This window comes from Pseudomonas sp. HLS-6, assembly GCF_002753995.1.
GTDB lineage: Bacteria > Pseudomonadota > Gammaproteobacteria > Pseudomonadales > Pseudomonadaceae > Aquipseudomonas > Aquipseudomonas defluvii.
Window position 1 is genome coordinate 4,904,855 of the sequence record NZ_CP024478.1, and the last position, 17,905, is coordinate 4,922,759.

Sequence of the window (17,905 nt, forward strand, 5' to 3'; positions counted from 1 at the left end):
GGCTCAGGATCTCGCGGCACTGGTCTCGTCAGCCAATGCAGCCTCCACCCGCCCGCCGGCAGCGGTGCTCAGGAGGCCAGATCATGAGATGCCCTTGCTCCCGGAATGCGATTCCCGGTCGTAAGGCGCCGCCAGTCCCGCGTAGTGGACATTCCCCACAGGTCGCAGGGGCCTTGATCCCTGATAACACTCAGCATTCTTGGCGGGATTACGTGGGGAACGATCTATAGAAGCGCGCCGCTGATCGGTGGCAAGTCTTGTGTCTAGTGGCAAAGAGGAGGCTGGGAGGCGTCAACGATAAGCGGCAAAGTAGTCGGCTAAACCTTTTGAACACATCAAAAATGTACGTAAGCGGGCTTAACACGGTTAGTTCTAAACCGCGAAAGAGCAAAATCGCTTTTTCAGTGCGAGTCAAACCATGACGGTATTGCGCGATGATGAGTAGTTAAATATGCTTCACCCAATACCATCAGGAATGCAACGTAGCGGAGTGAACTCCTAGATCACATAATGAGTGATGACAAGCCTGCGCTAGAATCAGGCCACTCACTCAACTACCTAACAAAATAGCAATATGAAAAATCAAAATTTACCAACAGTTTAGCGCCCGCCTTGAGCGCCTTACCAATACCGTTATGATAATTGCCATCGCAAGCTAAACTGACAAAAGAGAAAGCTATGCTGAATCAGAATTTTTCACCTGATAATCTCAAAAAATTTCTCCATAGCAGACGTGACCAGCGAAAATTAAAAACACAAAACTCTTTTGAAAGCGAACAGAAAATCCTAACCGACCTGAGCTACACGGTGGATAGCCGGGATTTTAAATTCGAGAGCATCACCAAAGCTCAAGTTAAAAGCAAACCGATAGTTCGCATCAGAAGTATAAAAGAAATATTAATCCTTAGGAAATTGAACGACAACTTAAAGCGCATTTATGGCGCAAAGCAATCTAATCGCAGAGAAATCACCAAACAAGTCTACATACTACTCCAAGAAATAAACCCCATATACATAATAAGATTAGACATCAGAAGTTTTTATGAAAGTATAAACTTAGAAACTGTTCTTGAACCAGTTCTCGAAGAAACACTCCTATCTCCAACCTCAAAAAAAATAGTCAAAGCAATTCTAAATGACCCGTCAATTCCTACCCACATCCCCAGAGGGCTAAATATAAGCTCTACGCTAACAGAAATATATATGCGCGAATTCGACAGCGCAATCAGGAGTCTTAATGGCGTTTACTATTATGCCAGATATGTAGATGATATAATTATCTTTGCATACAAAGACATAATAAATGGAAGCGAGCGGGCAATTCAAAAAGCTCTTCCGACAGGACTTAGAACTCATACCAAAAAAAGCAAATTCCACCCAATTATTTGTAGGTGCATATTAAATTGCGCATGCAATAATAACTGCAAATGCAGAGCGTCATGCACTTGCGAGCCAGAAGAGAAAAAAATATAACCTTAGACTATCTTGGATATAATTTTACCTTTTCCGACATCCCCAAAAATCCAAAAATCCAAAAAAAGAAGATAGGAAAAAACCAAAAAAAATCACCGTAACCTTAGCAGAAAGAAAAATAAATCGTATTAAGACGAGGACAATTCTCGCACTTCTTGATCATTGCAAGAAACCGAATTTTCAATTACTAAAAGACAGGATTCACTTCCTAACAGGGAATTGTGAATTCAGCATCAAAGGTGACTTTAAAATCAGGAGCGGTATATTTTATAACTATCCACTTCTAAGTGCTGATGATCCAGCACTACTAGATCTCACAAACTTCCTAAGAAAAGCAGTCCACAGCAAGAAAGGTTCATTGGGAAGAGCGCTATCGAAATCTCTATCTAGCGCTGAACGCTCTCAGCTAGGGAGACTTTCATTCCGATCCGGGTTCAAAAATAAAATTACCTATAAAGCTAGTGAAGAAAAGCTGAGTGCCATAAAGGAGTGCTGGAAAAATGCCTAAAACCAGGATAAACAAGGGAGATTTCAATAGAGTTTTACTTACTGAGACAACGCCATATGAAGTCCCTGTGACTTTTAATAACGAAGGCTTTTATGAACATATTAAAACTGGAGATGCAAATACAAAAAACTTGCTCACATCGATAAGGAGTAACAGTTGGAAAATTCCCCTCCCATACAAAATCAAAAAAGATACGCTTGGAGCCCGCAGTCTCAGTCTTCCGCACCCAACATCGCAGATGGACTATATAGAGTTCTACAAAGACTACGACGTATTAATTACCTCTCTGTGTTCGAGAAACAAAATCTCTCTCAGGGCGCCGGTGAAAATAGCAGGCTTTTTCTATGACATTGATAGCAAATATAAGAACGTAGACATCAACCCAGAAGCCAAGGAGATACATGACGGATCTGACAATTTAAACACCCCTCATGCAAGTTCCTATTTCGCTTACAACAAATACAACTTTCTTTATAAATTTTACGAATCTTACGAATACCATAGAATCGAGAAGAAATTTAACTTCTTGATGCGATTTGACATTTCAAAATGCTTCGATTCGATTTACACTCACTCGATAGCATGGGCGGTTAAAAATAAGGGTTTCGCCAAAGACAACCATAACGGAGTATCGTTTGAAAATAAATTTGATGAAATAATTAGGAACTCCAATCACGGAGAAACAAATGGAATAATTATCGGGCCCGAAACCTCAAGAATATTTTCTGAGATCATACTACAGCGTATTGATATAGACACTATATCTACCCTGTCGCAAGATGACCTAATTCTGGGGCGCGATTACACCGTCAAGAGATATGTTGATGATTATTTTGTTTTCTCAAAAAAAGAAGACACTTGCAAAAAGATTTTTAAGAAATTTAAAGAAAATCTAGAATCATATAAGCTGCACATCAATGAAAGCAAAACCAGCCTTCACTCTACGCCGTTCATGACGTCACTCACTATCGCGAAAAGTGAAACCAGAACATTCATTAATGACTTCATTGATCAACACATAGTAAAAACAGACGAGGAAACATACGCTGTAGTTTGCAAAGGCTCACCATCAAAAAAAGCCAATCGCTTAATCCAAGAGTTCAAACAAATCTTATTTGCCAATGTCACTGATTACTCTGGCGTCGCTGGCATTGCGTTAAGTCGAATCTGCAAAAAAATTAGCACACTGAGAAACATAGCTGTCGCGGGCGATACTGACCGGGAAAGCATTTTTAACTTAATTTACATATTACTTGAGCTTTGCTTCTTTATTCTTTCCATGACACCGAGAGTGAGAGTAACGTATCTAGTTATTCAAATATCCTCGATTTGCCTTGATATTTCCAAGCACCTTTCTTACGATCACGAAAACAACATAAAGAAAAAGATACTCGATGAAAGCATCTTATTCTTGGACTTGATGATTTACGATGAAAAGGACGACTGCAAAGTTGAATCTCTAAACATTGTAACTTTACTCTCCACCTTGGGCGACGAATATCTACTGCCGCCTCAAAAGCTAAAATCTTTATATGACAAAATAAGCTCAGAGCATAATACTTGCTATTTTGAAATCATTACATTTTTGCATTATATTAAGCGCAACGCTGGATATAACACCCTCAAAGAAGAAATTCTAGAAAAAATTGAAATTGTCATATCGCGTGACCGCCGCGCAGTTGAATCGAACACCATTCATTTGCTACTAGACTGCATGTCGTGCCCATACATCGCAGACAAATTCAAGAAAAAATTGCTTCAAATCGTTCTAGATCAGTATGACATCCCCAACAAAAACAAAATTAATGAATTTCTTAAGTCAGTATCAAAAGCTTGGTTCACCAACTGGGATAGCAAAATAAACCTACAGAGAGCAATCGACAAAAAAGGCTTGAAATTCACTTACTAATCGAAGTACAATTTAAGCGCTTGAGCGAGTGCCACTCAATACAGGACAATGAGGCAAGAAATTGCAGTTACACAGAGTCTTGAGCAATTAATTTTGCACACACACATAGCCTTCTCAAGTAAAAGTTGGCTGCGGTCAGTCTGTACGCAGCCAATTTTTTTATTTCTACAGTTCCCTCTCGCAATAACAATCCCGGTCAAAGGTTCGCTCTGATTCGAAGCTTTTTAGCATTAACCATCTACGCTGAGTTATTCGGTGGCAATAAATATAGTCCGCTTATACAATCGAACTCGAATTATAAAGATAGTTTTAGGGATAGAGCATTTCATTCAGCGTATTTAAATCTTTTAAATTCAACTACTTATTACTCGATTCGACTCCTGGCGCCACCATACGCAGTACCAAAGAAGGCTCACCGCAAAGTGGACCTTTTTGTTTCGGGCAGTTGTTCGTGCGAAGTCCTTTCATACAGCCATCCGCCAAAGCCCCCCCCCCCGGAACCGCCTACCTTCACCCTACCCGCCACAAAACCGGTGAAGCCTTTCCCGCGATGCACACTGATTCGCTCGTAGGCCGCGCAAGACGCAAGGCAGCAAACCGCCTGATCAAGACAGTTGCGCCCCCTGCAAGAGCAGGCCTGCGATAGCAATCTCAACACACCGCACAACTACCAGCCTGTACATTAATTCCCATATCGCGTTTGGCTCCCGAAGGGATGTTGATCGAGGCTGATATGGTGGCTTCGTACCAGCTAAAGCAAGAGCGATGCTCACTGGCGGCGCATCGAGCAGTATTCCAGGAATACCTTGGTAAGCGCCGTGACGATTTCTGGGTCTGCATCTGGTGCCGAGAACAACCGAAATTCGGCATTGGGTAACGGTGGTAATCCGTACTCAGCGCTCAGGACTGAGATTCCCGCAACCAGCTGGCTTAGCGGCATCGGGGCTATGGCTATTCCGGACAATACAGCCGAGCGCAGGGCATTCGTGCTGGTGCATAGCATCGACGTGCGTTGAGCGATGCCCGCGTGTGCAAGATGCAGCAAAGCCGCCTCTCGATAAGCACAAGGTTCAGGAAACAGTGCCAGCGGGAGCGGCTCGCTGATTGGGGTGAGTGGCTGCGCAGCGGTCGCCCAAATGAGCGGTTCGCTCCACAACAGGATCCCTGAGCTATCGGTCTCACACAAAGACCCGACCACTAAATCCAACTCTCCTTGCTTCATCAAGCCGACCAGCGTGCCGGGGATGTTGATCTGAAACTCAATCTCCATACCTGGGTAACCTAGTGCGAGGTTCTGCAGTTCACGCAGCAGCCTGGTCTCCACAAGGTCTTCCGCAAGCCCCACCCTGATACGCCCCTGGAAAGGGGCTCGCGTCATTTCAGCCCATGCCTCTCGATTGAGAGCAAGGATGATCCTGGCGTGGCGCATCAGACGGTCGCCCTCCAGTGTCAGTTCCTGCGACCGGGTTGTCCTCTTGAGCAGAGGTTTGCCGACCTGCTCTTCCAAGCGGCGCAGATGCCCACTGACAGCAGGTTGGGTGAGATGGAGTTTTTCTGCAGCGCGACCAAAACCTTGCTCTTCAACTACGGCAACAAAAGTCTTTAGTAGAAGCGGATCAAACATATCTCAATCCATGATAAATAGCGTGTGATTTCTCAATTTATATTTCTTTTAAAGATATGTTGCAATGCCTCGCACACCTACCACGACACGAGACTGCAATGGCCAAGCTCCTTCATATCGAATGCTCCCCCCGCAAAGATCGCTCAGCGTCCATAGAAGTCGCCCAGCGTTTCATTTCGCGACTCTTGGGCTCTCATCCCGATCTGGAAGTGACAACGCTAGACCTGTGGCAGATATCACTGCCGGAGTTTTCTGATGAGGTGATGGATGCCAAGTACTCTGGATTGAATGGATTGGAGTTGACTGCGACTCAGGTGGTTGCCTGGAATGAACTGAAGGCATTGGCAAATTACCTGCACGAAGCCGACGTGCTCGTGCTGTCTGTGCCGCTGTGGAACTTCAGCATTCCCTACAAGCTAAAGCACTTCATTGACGTGGTATCGCAGAAAGACGTGCTGTTTAGTTTCAATCCGAAAACCGGGCTTGAAGGCATGTTGCGAGATAAAAAAGCAGTTGTCGTCTATGCCCGAGGTATGGATTTCTCTGCCGCTTCGCTGACACCCGCTCAACATTTCGACTTTCAAAAGCCTTATGTTGAAGCGTGGTTACGGTTTATTGGCATCACCGACGTAGAGTCAATCATCGTCGAAAAAACGGTTCTAGGATCGGAAGTAGACAGTACCTCTCGCCATGAAGCCAAGATGCGCGCAAATGCTTTGGCGGACGCCCTAAGCGTTTCGGACATAAACTTTCAGCCTGCGAACTCTGTTGCATGAAGATCAAGTACATCTTCCCGATCCTCCATGAGGAACCATAAAAAAGGCCAGCACTGGGCTGACCTTTTTAAACATTGCTATTGGGCTTAATAGCATTATTAGCCCCTCAGCTCCTCTAGAAGTGAGTGGCCGGCCCAAGTGATTCTGATATTGCCTTCAGAAACCAGATAGCCGCTGTCAAGCAGCAAAAGCTTTGCAGACTCAAGCTCTCCTTCACTGCATCCCCGCGTACACATTTCGCTGAGCTGCATCGAACTCATTCCCCCGACAAAGGTGTCCTCCTCAACCATAGTCAGCACTTTCAAAACGGCTTCTTTATTCCTTTTCATTTTCAATCCTTTGATATGTGTTTGATGGAGGCCAGAGCGTAACCAATTGAACGAGCCCCATGAAAGAGAGGACACCGTTCCCCCCCAGGAAGGGCTTGAAGTAGCAGCGTGTTTCGGGTCGAGTTCAACGCCCGCCGAATGTTGAGGGTGGCCAATTGATTCAGAACAACCAGAACGGCCTTGTGCAGGCTTCGGCTTCTGAAGTACGCCTATCAGATGTCGACGCTTGATACGGGCAACTCAAGCGCCGACAACGCCATCGGTTACCGGCGGTTCAGGGCTTGGGTTTCAATGCCATCGAGCACCGCATCGACCAGCCCTTTGGCCATTTCTGCGGAGTGCAGGGTGGACCATAGCAAGCCCTTTTTGGGGATGTCGTCGATGTGTTCACAGGCCTGTTGGGCCGTGTCGTAGATGCCCTGGAGCAGCAGGGAGACGTGGACCAGCGCGTCTTCGGCATCGATGCCGGAGCGTACGGTGAACAAGGGTGCATGGCCGGCGTCGCAGCAACCAAATGCGGTGGTCGCGGTTTTGCCAAGAAGGGATTGCGGGGGATCGGGAACGATTTTTGTCATGGTGAACTTCTCTTTTTCTTTTAGTTGAGCCGTCACCGCTTGCGACCAAACAAGTTGGGTGGCAGCTGTACGCAGGTTGGTCGACCAGGAAAAAAGACAAACCCGGCAGGCACGAATGCCTCCCACGCACAGCCGCCATAGAACTACGTTACGGACGAGGAGCTCGTCAGTATTCGTATATGGGACCTGATTTGAATTTTTTTCCGACAGGCGACCAAGCCTGATCACTGATGTTCAGCGACCCACGAAGCCTAACGCCCAAGGTGCAATGAGGCAAGGCGAAGATCGAAGGGTGGCCGCCATGCGCAGGTTGGTCGACCGGGACAGTAGGCACCCGGCAGGGCCAAAGCCCTCATGCGCACAGCCGCCATAGCCAGGCAATACTCGCGCAAAACCACCCGCGCTCAGTAGCACCCAGCTGTTTCATTTTGTGGGCGAGATTCAGACCCAGTCGTCCCAGGCCACGGCATGGGTGGCGAGGTAGTGTTTGACCGCCGTGCCCACGGTCGGGAAGAAAGCGTCTTCCCCCAGTTGCGCGAACAGGCCGAATCGTTTGAGTTTGTCTTTGACCGGGTCTTTCATTTCGGCGATGCGCAGTTCGATGCCCGCTTCATGCAGGGTGCCCATCAGTTCGGCCAGCATGTCGGCCGAGGTGACGTCGACGCTGGTCACCGGTTCTGCCGCCACCACCAGCCAGCGCACGGGCGTTGGCGAGGCGGCCACGGCATCCAGTACGCGGTCCTGGAATTGTTCGGCGTTGGCAAAGAACAACGGGGCATCCCAGCGGAACAGCACCAGGCCAGGCACCTGCCGCGCCTCGGGGTAACGCTTGATGTCGTGGTAGCCCTGTATGCCCTTGGCACGGCCCAGCACGGCGGAATATGGCCGCCAGCCGTCCCAGAGGAATTCGATCACGGCAATTACGATGGCCAGGCCAATACCTTGGATGGCACCGAACATCACCACCCCGACCGTACAGGCGATAGACAGCCAGCATTCCCAGCGCTGGATACGGTAGATGCGCCGCAGGTCGGTGACTTCGATCAGGCCGATGGCCGAGGCAATCACCACCGCAGCCAAGGCGCTGGTGGGCAGGTTTTTCAGCAGGTCGGGGGCGACCATCAGCAAGCCGGCTACGGTGAGCGCGCCGACGACGCCGGTCAGTTGGGTTTTCGCACCAGCGGCTTCGGCCACGGGTGTACGCGATGAGCTGCTGCTGATCGGGAAGCCCTGGAAGAACCCGGCGGCCAGGTTGGCGATGCCCAGCCCGACCATTTCCTGGTTCGGGTCGACGTAGCTGCGGGTTCGTGCGGCATACACCCGCGACAGTACGCTGGTGTCGGCGAACGAGACCATTGCCACCGCGCAGCCACCGATCAGTACCGGGACGATGTCCTCGCGGGTAATCCACGGGATGGCGAAGGCCGGCAGGCCTTGCGGGAGGGAGCCGAGCACCTCGACGCCTGCGCCTTCGGCCAGGCCCAGCAGGCTGACCGCGATGGTTGCGCCAACCACCGCGATAAGGATGCTCGGCACACGGCCGTTGCCCTTGAACAGCAGGATAACCGCCAGCGTCGCGGCACCGACGGCAAAGCTGGCCCAGTGGATGTTGCCCTCGAACACCCCCATGATCACCGCCCACTGGTTGCTCAGCGGGCCGTCGGATTCAATCGAGAAGCCGAACAACTTGGGCTGTTGGCTGATCAATACCGTCAGCGCAATGCCGTTCATGTAGCCGTAGCGAATGGGTTTGGAGAGCAGTTCGGTGATGAAGCCCAAACGGGCCACCCCGGCCAGGATGCACACCGCGCCGGAGACGACGGCCATCATGCCGGCGAGGGCAACGGCACGCATCGGGTCACCACCGTACAGGGGCAGCACCACCGCCAGTATCACCGCCACCAGCGAGGAATCGGGGCCGAGCACAAGGATGCGGCTGGGGCCAAACAGGGCGTAGGCCAGCAGTGGCACGATGGTGGCGTAGAGGCCGTAGATGCCGGGGATGCCCGAGGCGACCGCGTAGGCGATGCCCACCGGCACCAGCATGGCGGTCAGCACCAGCCCGGCCATGATGTCATGGCGTAGCCAGGCCAGCTGATACTCGCGCAGCATACGCAGCCCCGGCATCCAGCGCGCCCAACCGGCCTGGTCGGTCAGCTTGACGCGACGGTGAATTCGACCGGGCTCAGGGCGAGGGGACGACGATTCGGAATTGCTCATTAAGACCCCAGCAGCTAAAGACCTGCAATTCCGTGGTTAACGGCTCAGAGAAGTTTAGTTAGCGTGCACGCTGGTGTCTTGATAGCAGCAAAGTCGGGAGTACGCCATGGGTATTGCGCGGCAGCGCCCCCTATACCCGGAAGTGGTCCATCAGGGTTTGTTGCTGGTTGGCCAGACGGTTCAGTGCCTGGCTCACCTGGGCCGACTCATCGGCCTGCCCGGACAGTGACTCGGTCACGTCACGGATGGTTGCGACGTTGCGGTTGATTTCTTCAGCGACCGAGCTTTGCTCTTCGGCCGCGCTGGCGATCTGCAGGTTCATGTCGCTGATGACGGTGACGGCATCGCCAATACGCCGCAGGGCGGTAACGGCCTGTTCGACCTGGGCAACGCTGCCCTGGGCCTGTTGATGGCTGCTGTGCATTGAGGCAACGACATCTCGGGTGCCGGTTTGCAGGCCTTCGATCACCTGGCGGATCTCCTCCACTGACTCCTGAGTGCGCCTGGCCAGGCTGCGTACTTCGTCAGCGACCACGGCAAAGCCACGGCCCGCCTCACCGGCCCGGGCGGCTTCGATGGCAGCGTTGAGCGCCAGCAGGTTGGTTTGTTCGGCGATGCCGCGAATCACTTCGAGCACCGAGCCGATCTGTTCGCTGCTGCTGGACAGGCCTTCCACCTGGCTCATGGCGAGGGTCATGTCGCGAGCCAGGTCGTCGATGGCGCGGGTGGTCTGGTTGATCACGCCGAGGCCTTCGCGGGTGGCTTGGTCTGCGCCGCGTGCGGCTTCTGCGGCCTGGGCGGCGCTGCGGGCAACATCATGGGCCGTGGCGCTCATTTCGTGGGACGCGGTGGCCACCTGGTCGACTTCACGGTACTGCTGTTGCATACCGGCGCTGGTCTGGCTGGCGATGGCGGCGGACTGGTCGGCGGTGCCGCGCGCGTCCTGCACCGAGCTTTTCACATCGGCAATGATCGGCCGCAGTTTATCGAGGAAGCGGTTGAACCAACCGGCCAGTTCGCCCAACTCGTCGTGTTTGTCGTAGGCGAGGCGCCGGGTCAGGTCGCCCTCGCCGCTGGCGATGTCGCGCAGCATGGCGGCGACACCCAGGATAGGCCGGGTGACGCCGCGTGCGGTCAGCCACACCAGTAACAGCCCGGCCACGGCAGCCAGCAGGCCGAACAGCAGCTCCAGCCAGGTGCCTTCGGCGCTGCGGCGGTCGAGGTCCTGCTGCAGGGTTCGCGCCGGGGCCAGCAGGGCTTCCATGGGTACATCAAGCAGCACAGACCAGGGCTGCGCGTCCGGTATGGGTTGCAGTGGCGCCAGCACCTGCAAGCGACCGGCCTGTTGCTGCGCGTGGGCCTGGCCCTGGCGTTGCAGGGCCAGCAGCTCGCTGCCGTGTTCCGGGTAGGCCTGGCTCAGCGTCTGGCCCAGCCGGGTTACATCCGGGCTATGCCCGGCGAGCAACCCGCCGGCGCTGACGATGCTGACCGCGCCTTTGCCCTGGTACAGCCGCTGGCTGCTGGCTTCAACCAGTTGCTGCAAGTTGGCCAGGCTGATGTCCATGCCCAGCACCGCCAGCAGTTTGCCGTTGTCGATCACCGGGAAGGTCAGCGAGGTGATGAGCGTCTTCTGCCCCGAGGCGTCGTCGAAATAAGGGTTGAGCAGGCAGGGTTTAAGGGTCTGTTTCGGGCAGTTGAACCAGGTGTTGAACGGGGTGCCATCGAGCATGGTGGTGCTGTCGGCGATCAGCGCTTCGCTGACCGTCAAGGTGCTCAACTCGCCGTTACGCTGCGCCCAGTAGCTGGAGAAGCGCCCCTGCTCGTTGCTGCCCCGGGCGCCCTGCCCGCTGAAACGGGCATCGTTGCCATCCAGCGCATTGGGCTCGAACACCAGGTACAGGCTGAGCAGTTGCGGATTGGCCTGCAAGGCCTCTTTCACCTGCTGGTGCAGCGACTCGCGCAGGGCTTCAGGGGCAAGCTGGGCCTTCTGCAGTTGGCGTTGTTGCTGCAGTACCTGGCGGCTGAGGTTTACGCCGTCCTGATAGGCCGCGAGGAAAAAGCGCTGCAAGGTCAGCGCCTGTACCCGGCCCTCGCCTTCCATGCGCTCGCGGGCCGAGGTTTCGAGCATCTGTGCGCTGCTGGCCTTGACCAGCTCGGTGCTCGCACTCATGCGATAGAGCGAGATGCCAATCAGCACCGCGACGATGGTCAACAGGCACAGCCCGGTGAGCAGGGTAATTTTCCACTGGATGGACAGACGGTTCAGCAGCATCGCACGTGATCCTTACGCCGGGGGCGACTGGCACGCCTGCGCAGGCGTATTTGTTAGAGCCTTTACACATTGCGTGCCACCTGCCAACGCGCGCTGAAAACAGCCTGATGTCCAGCATTTACGGGGGGTAATGGCCGGCCAAGGCGAAGGTATGCACACGCCCCACTGTTACAGCCTGAGACAGCGACTGTCGCATCGGCAAGATCCCGAGACACTGCGCAGGGGGCTGAGCGTTGATGCAAAACACCTTGTTTTCCATGGTCTTACAGCGCCTGGCGAACATTGGCATGGCGGTTGCGCACGGGCCTGCACAACAAAAACCATAGGAGCAGCCCCCCGATGACCACGCAAACGTCCACTCCCCTGCGAACGCGCCTTGCCCTGGCACTGGCCGCCAGCGGCGTATTTGCCAGCCTGCCAGCGCCAGCCTACGAACTGTACAACCAGGGCGGCAGCGTACTGAACGCCGACCTGGAGGCGGTGTTCGGCATCATGCACAGCGAGGAAAGCTATGCCACTGCTGGCAACCGCAGCGCTGGCAGTTCGGCCTGGCGCGAGGGCTACATCAAGTACGGCCTGAGCGGCAGCCAGACGCTGGCCGACGCTGGCAGCCTGTACGGCAAGTTCAACCTGGTGAGCTCGGGTACCTGGGGTGACGGTGATGCGGCAGGCTTCACCCTCGGCAGCGAACGCCGCACAGCCGTGGAAGACGCCTACCTGGGCTGGCGTTCCGGGGCGCTGCTGCCACTGTTTGGTGAGGACGGCGTGGACATTTCCGCCGGCCGCCAACTGGTCAAACTCGGCGACGGCTTCCTGCTCAACGGCGACTCGGTGAACGTCGGCGATGCCGACCTCGGTGCCGACTTCGACCGGGGCGGCGCCTATTACCTGGCCGGGCGCAAGGCCTTCGACCAGACCGCGGTTGTGCATGTGGGCGGCACGCAAGGCTGGCGCAGTGATCTGGTGTGGCTGAAGTCAGACAACCGTGCCCAGGCCGAAACCGAGCTGGCGGCGGCCACCCTGGAGCATGTGGGCGCAGCCGGTACGCTGGGGCTGACCTGGATTCACGGGCTGGACGTCAACGAGCGCTTCGCCACCGCCGCCCAGCTTGAACGCAAGGACATGGACACCGTCAGCGTGCGCGGCATCGGCGGGCTGGGGGTTGAAAACCTCAACCTGGCGTTCGAGTACGCCACCCAAGACCGTGACAGCGGGCGCGAGAACGCCTGGTACCTGGAGGGCGCCTGGACCTTCGCCGATGTGCCGTGGAAACCTACGGCCACCTACCGCTACAGCCGCTTCTCCGAGGCCTTCGACCCGCTGTTCTACGGTTTCAGCCGTGGCTACGGCACCTGGTATCAAGGTGAAGTGGCGGCCAACTATGCCGGGCCGTTCAACAGTAATACCGCCGTGCATCATGTCGGCCTGAAAGCGACGCCACGGGACGACCTGACGCTGGGCGCGCTGTTCTTCGACTTCGACACCCTCGACCGCGATCTTGGCAACCTCAGCGGCCAGGAACTGGACCTGTACCTGGAGTGGACGGTCAACGAGCACCTGATCATCAGCCCGCTGGTGGGCCTGTACAAACCTGAGCGCAGTGCCAGCGAAGGCGGGTTGCAGTTGGGCAACGACGACACCAACACCTACCTGCAACTGACCGTGGCGACGTTCTTCTAGCGCCCGGTGCGTGGCCGTGGCCTGGTTCACCCGGGCCACTGGCTGGCGTACCATGGGTGCTTGTTCAAACTCACACGGATGTGCAATGAAACGCTTCCTATGCCTTGGCGCAATGCTCGCCGGGCTGCTTGCCTTCGCCCTGCAACACACCGCCAGCGCGGCGGGGTTTGACTGCAACAAGGCTGTCACCCTGCAGGAACAGGCCATCTGCAATACACCGTCGCTGTCCGCCAAGGACGAGCAGTTGAATGCCCTGTTCCGCCCGCTGAAAAAGCATCAGGTTTTCCGCCAACTGGGGGCCACCTGGCTGTATGAGGTGCGCAACGCGTGCCAGACGATCGGTTGCCTGGAGGCCGCCTACGACCAACAGATCAAGCGGCTGACCCCGCAGCAGCCGCCCAGGGTCGATGTTCACGCGCTGTCGCCACTGCCCGAGGGGCAGGTGTATACGCAAGTAGACGATGAGCCGTGGCAGCGCTACGTGCTGGCCGAGCTGCCGCAGGCGCCCGCGCACGTCTTCAAGCACATTGTCGACGCCGCCGTGGTCGACGGTGTGCTGCATGTCATTCTCTATGTCAGCAACAGCAACGACCGCGACAACCTGTACCTCAGCGAGCGCTTCAACCACCAGACCTACGGCACCCTTTACGAATACACCGATACCCGCCCGGGCTGGCACCCGATCGCCACCCACATTGCCTTCCAAGGCTGGGAAAAAACCGGTTTCTACGATCAGGGCAAGCGCTACGCCGGGGTGGTCGACGGGGTGTTCTATTATCGCCAGCAAGAAGACAAAGGCCTGCAACAGGCCATGGCGTATACCTTGGGGTCGGGTGCGGCACCGCAGCCGACCGCGCAGACGTTCCAGGTGCCGTCCAGTACCGCACAGTTCGCCAAGGCCCGTATCCTGGGCGATATCAACGGCAACAACAGCAACCTGACCCTGTCGTATGACGAGCGGGTTGACCGCCACAAGACCGAGCGCGTGATGGCCAACGACGCCACCGACTGGAGCCTGGTGAACCCGACCTGGAGCGAGCGCCGGGCCGTGTTGTACTTCGACAACAGCGGTGCCATGGCCTGTGTCTGGCGGGTGGACCTGGTCAACAAGGTGTTGTCCAAGATCGTCCCTGAGCATGAAGCGGTTTCGGCGCGGCCCGTGGAGCTGCTTGGCCAGGAAGCACTTGTCTACCTTGAGGAAAACCGTTTGGGTTTCGCCATCGCCCCGGTTCAGTAAGGGGGTAAACCGGCTTGCCTGCGCCAAGGCCCATGACGGCTGGCCGCTTGCAAGCCCCTGCCCCTTAAAAGTGTTTTACCGAAATCGCAGGTTTTCTCCCGAAGCGCTTTCCCTATCCTAGGCAAGACGTACTCATCAGCGGAAGATCCATGAAACCGTCGCTCTACAGCCGTTATGCCTGCCTGGCAGGCTGTCTGCTTTTCACTGTCGCAAGCCTGCCTTTTCTCTCTGCCCACGCGGGCCTCTGGCCCCTGACACTGATCACCGCCCTGCTCAGCCTGGTTGGCCTCAATGACCTGCGCCAGAGCCATCACGCGGTGCGACGCAACTACCCGATCCTGGGCAACATCCGTTACCTGATCGAAACCATCCGCCCGGAAATTCGCCAGTACCTGCTTGAAGGCGACGACGACAAGCTGCCGTTCTCCCGGGCCCAGCGCTCGCTAGTGTACGCACGGGCCAAGAACGAGAGCGCCGAGAAAGCCTTCGGTACGCTGAACGATGTGTACAAGCCGGGCTTCGAGTTCATCAGCCATTCGATGCTGCCCGTGGAAACCCCCGACCCGGCATCATTCCGCGTGGCCATCGGCGGGCCGCAGTGCCGCCAGCCGTACTCGGCCTCGATCTTCAACATTTCCGCGATGAGCTTTGGTGCACTCAGCGCCAACGCCATCGGCGCGCTGAACAAGGGCGCCAAACTCGGCCGCTTTGCCCATGACACTGGCGAGGGCAGCATCAGCCCCTATCACCGTGAGCACGGCGGTGACCTGATCTGGGAAATTGGCAGCGGCTACTTTGGTTGCCGCACCGCCGACGGCCATTTCGACCCTGAACGCTTCGCCGAACAGGCCTGCTCGGCTCAGGTGAAGATGATCGAGGTCAAACTCAGCCAGGGCGCGAAGCCGGGCCACGGCGGGATTCTGCCGGGGCACAAGGTCAGCGCTGAAATCGCCGAAACACGCGGCGTGAACGTGGGTGAAGACTGCGTCTCCCCTGCTGCTCACACCGCGTTCCGCAGCCCGGTGGAGTTGCTGCAGTTCATTGGCCAACTGCGCGAACTGTCCGGTGGCAAACCGGTCGGCTTCAAGTTCTGCCTGGGCCATCCCTGGGAGTTCATGGGTATCGCCAAGGCCATGCTGGCCACCGGCATTCTCCCGGACTTCATTGTCGTCGACGGCAAGGAAGGCGGCACCGGTGCGGCCCCACGGGAATTCAGCGACAACATCGGCGTGCCAATGCGTGAAGGCCTGATGTTCGTACACAACACGCTGGTGGGCCTGAACCTGCGCGACAAGATTCGCATCGGTGCCGCCGGCAAGATTGTCAGTGCCTTCGACATTGCCAGTGTGCTGGCCATCGGTGCCGACTGGGTCAACTCGGCACGCGGTTTCATGTTCGCCATCGGCTGCATCCAGTCGCAAAGCTGCCACACCAACAAGTGCCCGACCGGGGTTGCCACCCAAGACCCGCTACGCCAGCGGGCGCTGGTGGTGCCGGAAAAAGCCGAACGGGTGTACAGCTTCCACCGCAACACGCTGCACGCACTGGCCGAGATGCTCGCTGCCGCAGGCCTGGAGCACCCTGAAGAACTCAAGCCCAAGCACCTGGCGCGACGCATCAGCCCCAGCGAAGTACGCCTGTTTTCGCAGTTGCACGTGTTCCTCAAGCCTGGCGAATTGCTCAGCGGCTCGATTGAAAGCGATTTTTATGCGCGGATGTGGCGGATGGCCCGCAGTGACAGCTTCGCCGCAGACACCGGCGAGGTGGTGGAGATCCGGGCGGCCCGGAACCGCAGAGAAACAACCCCGGCCTAGGCCGGGGTTGTGGGAGACGCCAATCAGAAGATGCTGATCGGGTACTCGACAAATACGCGGACTTCGTTGCCGTCGTCGTTGTAGTCGATAGCGCGCAGGTTGTTCGAGGTGCGCAGGAACGAGCTGCGCAGCTTGACCGACAGGTCCTTGGCAGGGCCGGCCTGTACGACGTACTTGAACTGGTTGAAGATTTCGCGCTCGGTGCCTTCGCCCAGGCCGTGGGTGTTGATGTTGTCACCACGCACGTAGGCCACTTTGTAGGTCAGGCCCGGTACGCCGAAGGCACCAAAGTCCAGACCATAGCCCAACTGCCAGGAACGCTCGTCTTCAGCGTTGAAGTCAGACCAGTAGGAGTTGGCCAGATAGATGGTCGAACCACCGTCACCCACGCCACCAGCGTTCTGGTAGTAGCCATAGTTGTAGCCGGTGTCACCGGTGCTGCGCTGGTGCGCCAGGGTGATCGAGTGCGGGCCGAAGGCATAGGTTGCCGCCAGGCTCCAGATGGTGTTGTCACGACCGTTCAGGTCTGCCTTCTCGACATACTGGCGGTCCATCTTCGACTTGTAGCCGTTGAAGTCCAGGGTCAGGGAGCGCTCGGCGGCGATTGGCATCACGTAGTTGATACCCAGGTACTGCTTCTTCATGACGTCTTCGACGTCAGAGCCGTACAGGGAAGCCGACAGGTTGTTGGTGAACTTGTAGCTACCACCGAAGACGTTGATCGACTTCAGGCCGCTGTCACGCTGTTCGGCGCTCTTGCGTGCTTCCTGAGTGAAACGACCCGCGTTCAGCTCCAGGCCTTCGATCTCCTTGGAGGTGACCAGGGTACCGGTGAAGCTTTCTGGCAGCAGGCGCGAATCGTCGTACTGCAGCACGGGCAGTGTCGGCATCTGGTCGCCATACTTCAGTACGGTGTTGGAGACGCGGAACTTGACCGCTGCACCACCGCGAGCGATGTCGTGCTGGGCGTTGCCGCTGTCGCCACGCTTGAAGAAGTCGATACCGGCGCCGCCATTGTGACCGCTACCGCCGTCCAGGCGCACCGCGTACAGACCGAAAGCATCAACGCCGACACCTACGGTGCCTTGGGTGAAGCCGGAGGAGAAGTTGGCAATGACGCCTTGACCCCATTGGATCTGATCATGTGTGTCGTGCTTCTTGTCACGATTCATGTAGGCGTTACGCAGCAGCACATTCATGCTGCTGTCTTCTACGAAACCGTTGGCATTGGCCTGGTCATTGGCCATGGCCTGAGTCGCGGACAACAAACCCAGAGCGATCAGGCTGATCCTGGTTTTCAACATTTTATTTTCCTTATTACAAAAACAAAGACGCACTGCGACCGGCACCAGGAACCACGCCCCTGCGTGGGTTGACGCTCGCGGGTCTGAAAACAAAAAAGCCCCCTGCGCATAGGCACAGCGGGCCATCTATTCTGGGTACAAGGTGAATGGGCCTACAGGCGAGGGCCGAATCCTAGCGGTCAGC

At 55.8% G+C, this 17,905-nt stretch carries 12 protein-coding genes and 1 pseudogene; 6 read left to right on the forward strand and 7 right to left on the reverse strand.

Annotated elements, in window-relative coordinates; genetic code table 11:
• Nucleotides 1-678 precede the first annotated feature (678 nt).
• Nucleotides 679-1,473, forward strand: a complete 795-nt coding sequence (gene drt3a, locus CS390_RS23185) for an antiviral reverse transcriptase Drt3a (RefSeq protein ID WP_099776177.1) — start codon at nucleotides 679-681, stop codon at nucleotides 1,471-1,473.
• A gap of 500 nt (nucleotides 1,474-1,973) precedes the next feature.
• Nucleotides 1,974-3,890, forward strand: coding sequence for an antiviral reverse transcriptase Drt3b (drt3b, locus tag CS390_RS23190; RefSeq protein ID WP_099776179.1), 1,917 nt, complete (start codon nucleotides 1,974-1,976; stop codon nucleotides 3,888-3,890).
• A gap of 769 nt (nucleotides 3,891-4,659) precedes the next feature.
• Here the strand turns inward: drt3b and CS390_RS23195 are convergent.
• Nucleotides 4,660-5,514 carry a LysR family transcriptional regulator gene (locus CS390_RS23195; protein WP_099776181.1) on the reverse strand — a complete coding sequence of 285 codons (855 nt, stop codon included), beginning with the start codon at nucleotides 5,512-5,514 and terminating at the stop codon, nucleotides 4,660-4,662.
• 98 nt (nucleotides 5,515-5,612) lie between these two features.
• Between CS390_RS23195 and CS390_RS23200 the strand changes: the two genes are divergently transcribed.
• Nucleotides 5,613-6,290, forward strand: coding sequence for an FMN-dependent NADH-azoreductase (locus CS390_RS23200; protein ID WP_099776183.1), 678 nt, complete (start codon nucleotides 5,613-5,615; stop codon nucleotides 6,288-6,290).
• A gap of 98 nt (nucleotides 6,291-6,388) precedes the next feature.
• On the opposite strand, the gene CS390_RS23205 is transcribed toward CS390_RS23200, so the two are convergent.
• The 5 genes and pseudogenes from CS390_RS23205 to CS390_RS25785 form a co-directional block, all read right to left on the reverse strand.
• Nucleotides 6,389-6,619: a hypothetical protein gene (locus tag CS390_RS23205; RefSeq protein WP_099776185.1), complete on the reverse strand. Its 231-nt coding sequence runs from the start codon at nucleotides 6,617-6,619 to the stop codon at nucleotides 6,389-6,391.
• Nucleotides 6,620-6,882: 263 nt separating this feature from the next.
• The gene (locus CS390_RS23210) at nucleotides 6,883-7,194 is read right to left on the reverse strand and encodes a DUF3077 domain-containing protein (RefSeq protein ID WP_065761096.1); all 312 of its coding nucleotides are present in this window, start codon (nucleotides 7,192-7,194) and stop codon (nucleotides 6,883-6,885) included.
• A gap of 441 nt (nucleotides 7,195-7,635) precedes the next feature.
• The gene (locus tag CS390_RS23220; RefSeq protein ID WP_099776189.1) at nucleotides 7,636-9,414 is read right to left on the reverse strand and encodes a SulP family inorganic anion transporter; all 1,779 of its coding nucleotides are present in this window, start codon (nucleotides 9,412-9,414) and stop codon (nucleotides 7,636-7,638) included.
• 130 nt (nucleotides 9,415-9,544) lie between these two features.
• Nucleotides 9,545-10,300 (reverse strand): methyl-accepting chemotaxis protein, encoded by a 756-nt coding sequence (locus CS390_RS25780; protein WP_371918274.1) that lies wholly within the window; start codon nucleotides 10,298-10,300, stop codon nucleotides 9,545-9,547.
• A 150-nt stretch (nucleotides 10,301-10,450) separates the two neighbouring features.
• Nucleotides 10,451-11,686: pseudogene (locus CS390_RS25785) on the reverse strand (cache domain-containing protein); the annotation flags it as partial.
• Between the two features lie 339 nt (nucleotides 11,687-12,025).
• Between CS390_RS25785 and CS390_RS23230 the strand changes: the two are divergent.
• The 3 genes from CS390_RS23230 (at nucleotide 12,026) to CS390_RS23240 (ending at nucleotide 16,417) form a co-directional block, all read left to right on the forward strand.
• Complete coding sequence (locus CS390_RS23230) at nucleotides 12,026-13,366, forward strand: alginate export family protein (RefSeq protein ID WP_256587538.1); 1,341 nt, start codon at nucleotides 12,026-12,028, stop codon at nucleotides 13,364-13,366.
• Between the two features lie 85 nt (nucleotides 13,367-13,451).
• Nucleotides 13,452-14,603 carry a lysozyme inhibitor LprI family protein gene (locus CS390_RS23235; protein WP_065761093.1) on the forward strand — a complete coding sequence of 384 codons (1,152 nt, stop codon included), beginning with the start codon at nucleotides 13,452-13,454 and terminating at the stop codon, nucleotides 14,601-14,603.
• 149 nt (nucleotides 14,604-14,752) lie between these two features.
• The gene (locus tag CS390_RS23240) at nucleotides 14,753-16,417 is read left to right on the forward strand and encodes an FMN-binding glutamate synthase family protein (RefSeq protein ID WP_065761092.1); all 1,665 of its coding nucleotides are present in this window, start codon (nucleotides 14,753-14,755) and stop codon (nucleotides 16,415-16,417) included.
• Nucleotides 16,418-16,440: 23 nt separating this feature from the next.
• Here the strand turns inward: CS390_RS23240 and CS390_RS23245 are convergent, their stop codons facing one another.
• Nucleotides 16,441-17,721 (reverse strand): OprD family porin, encoded by a 1,281-nt coding sequence (locus CS390_RS23245; protein WP_099776193.1) that lies wholly within the window; start codon nucleotides 17,719-17,721, stop codon nucleotides 16,441-16,443.
• Nucleotides 17,722-17,905: the final 184 nt, after the last annotated feature.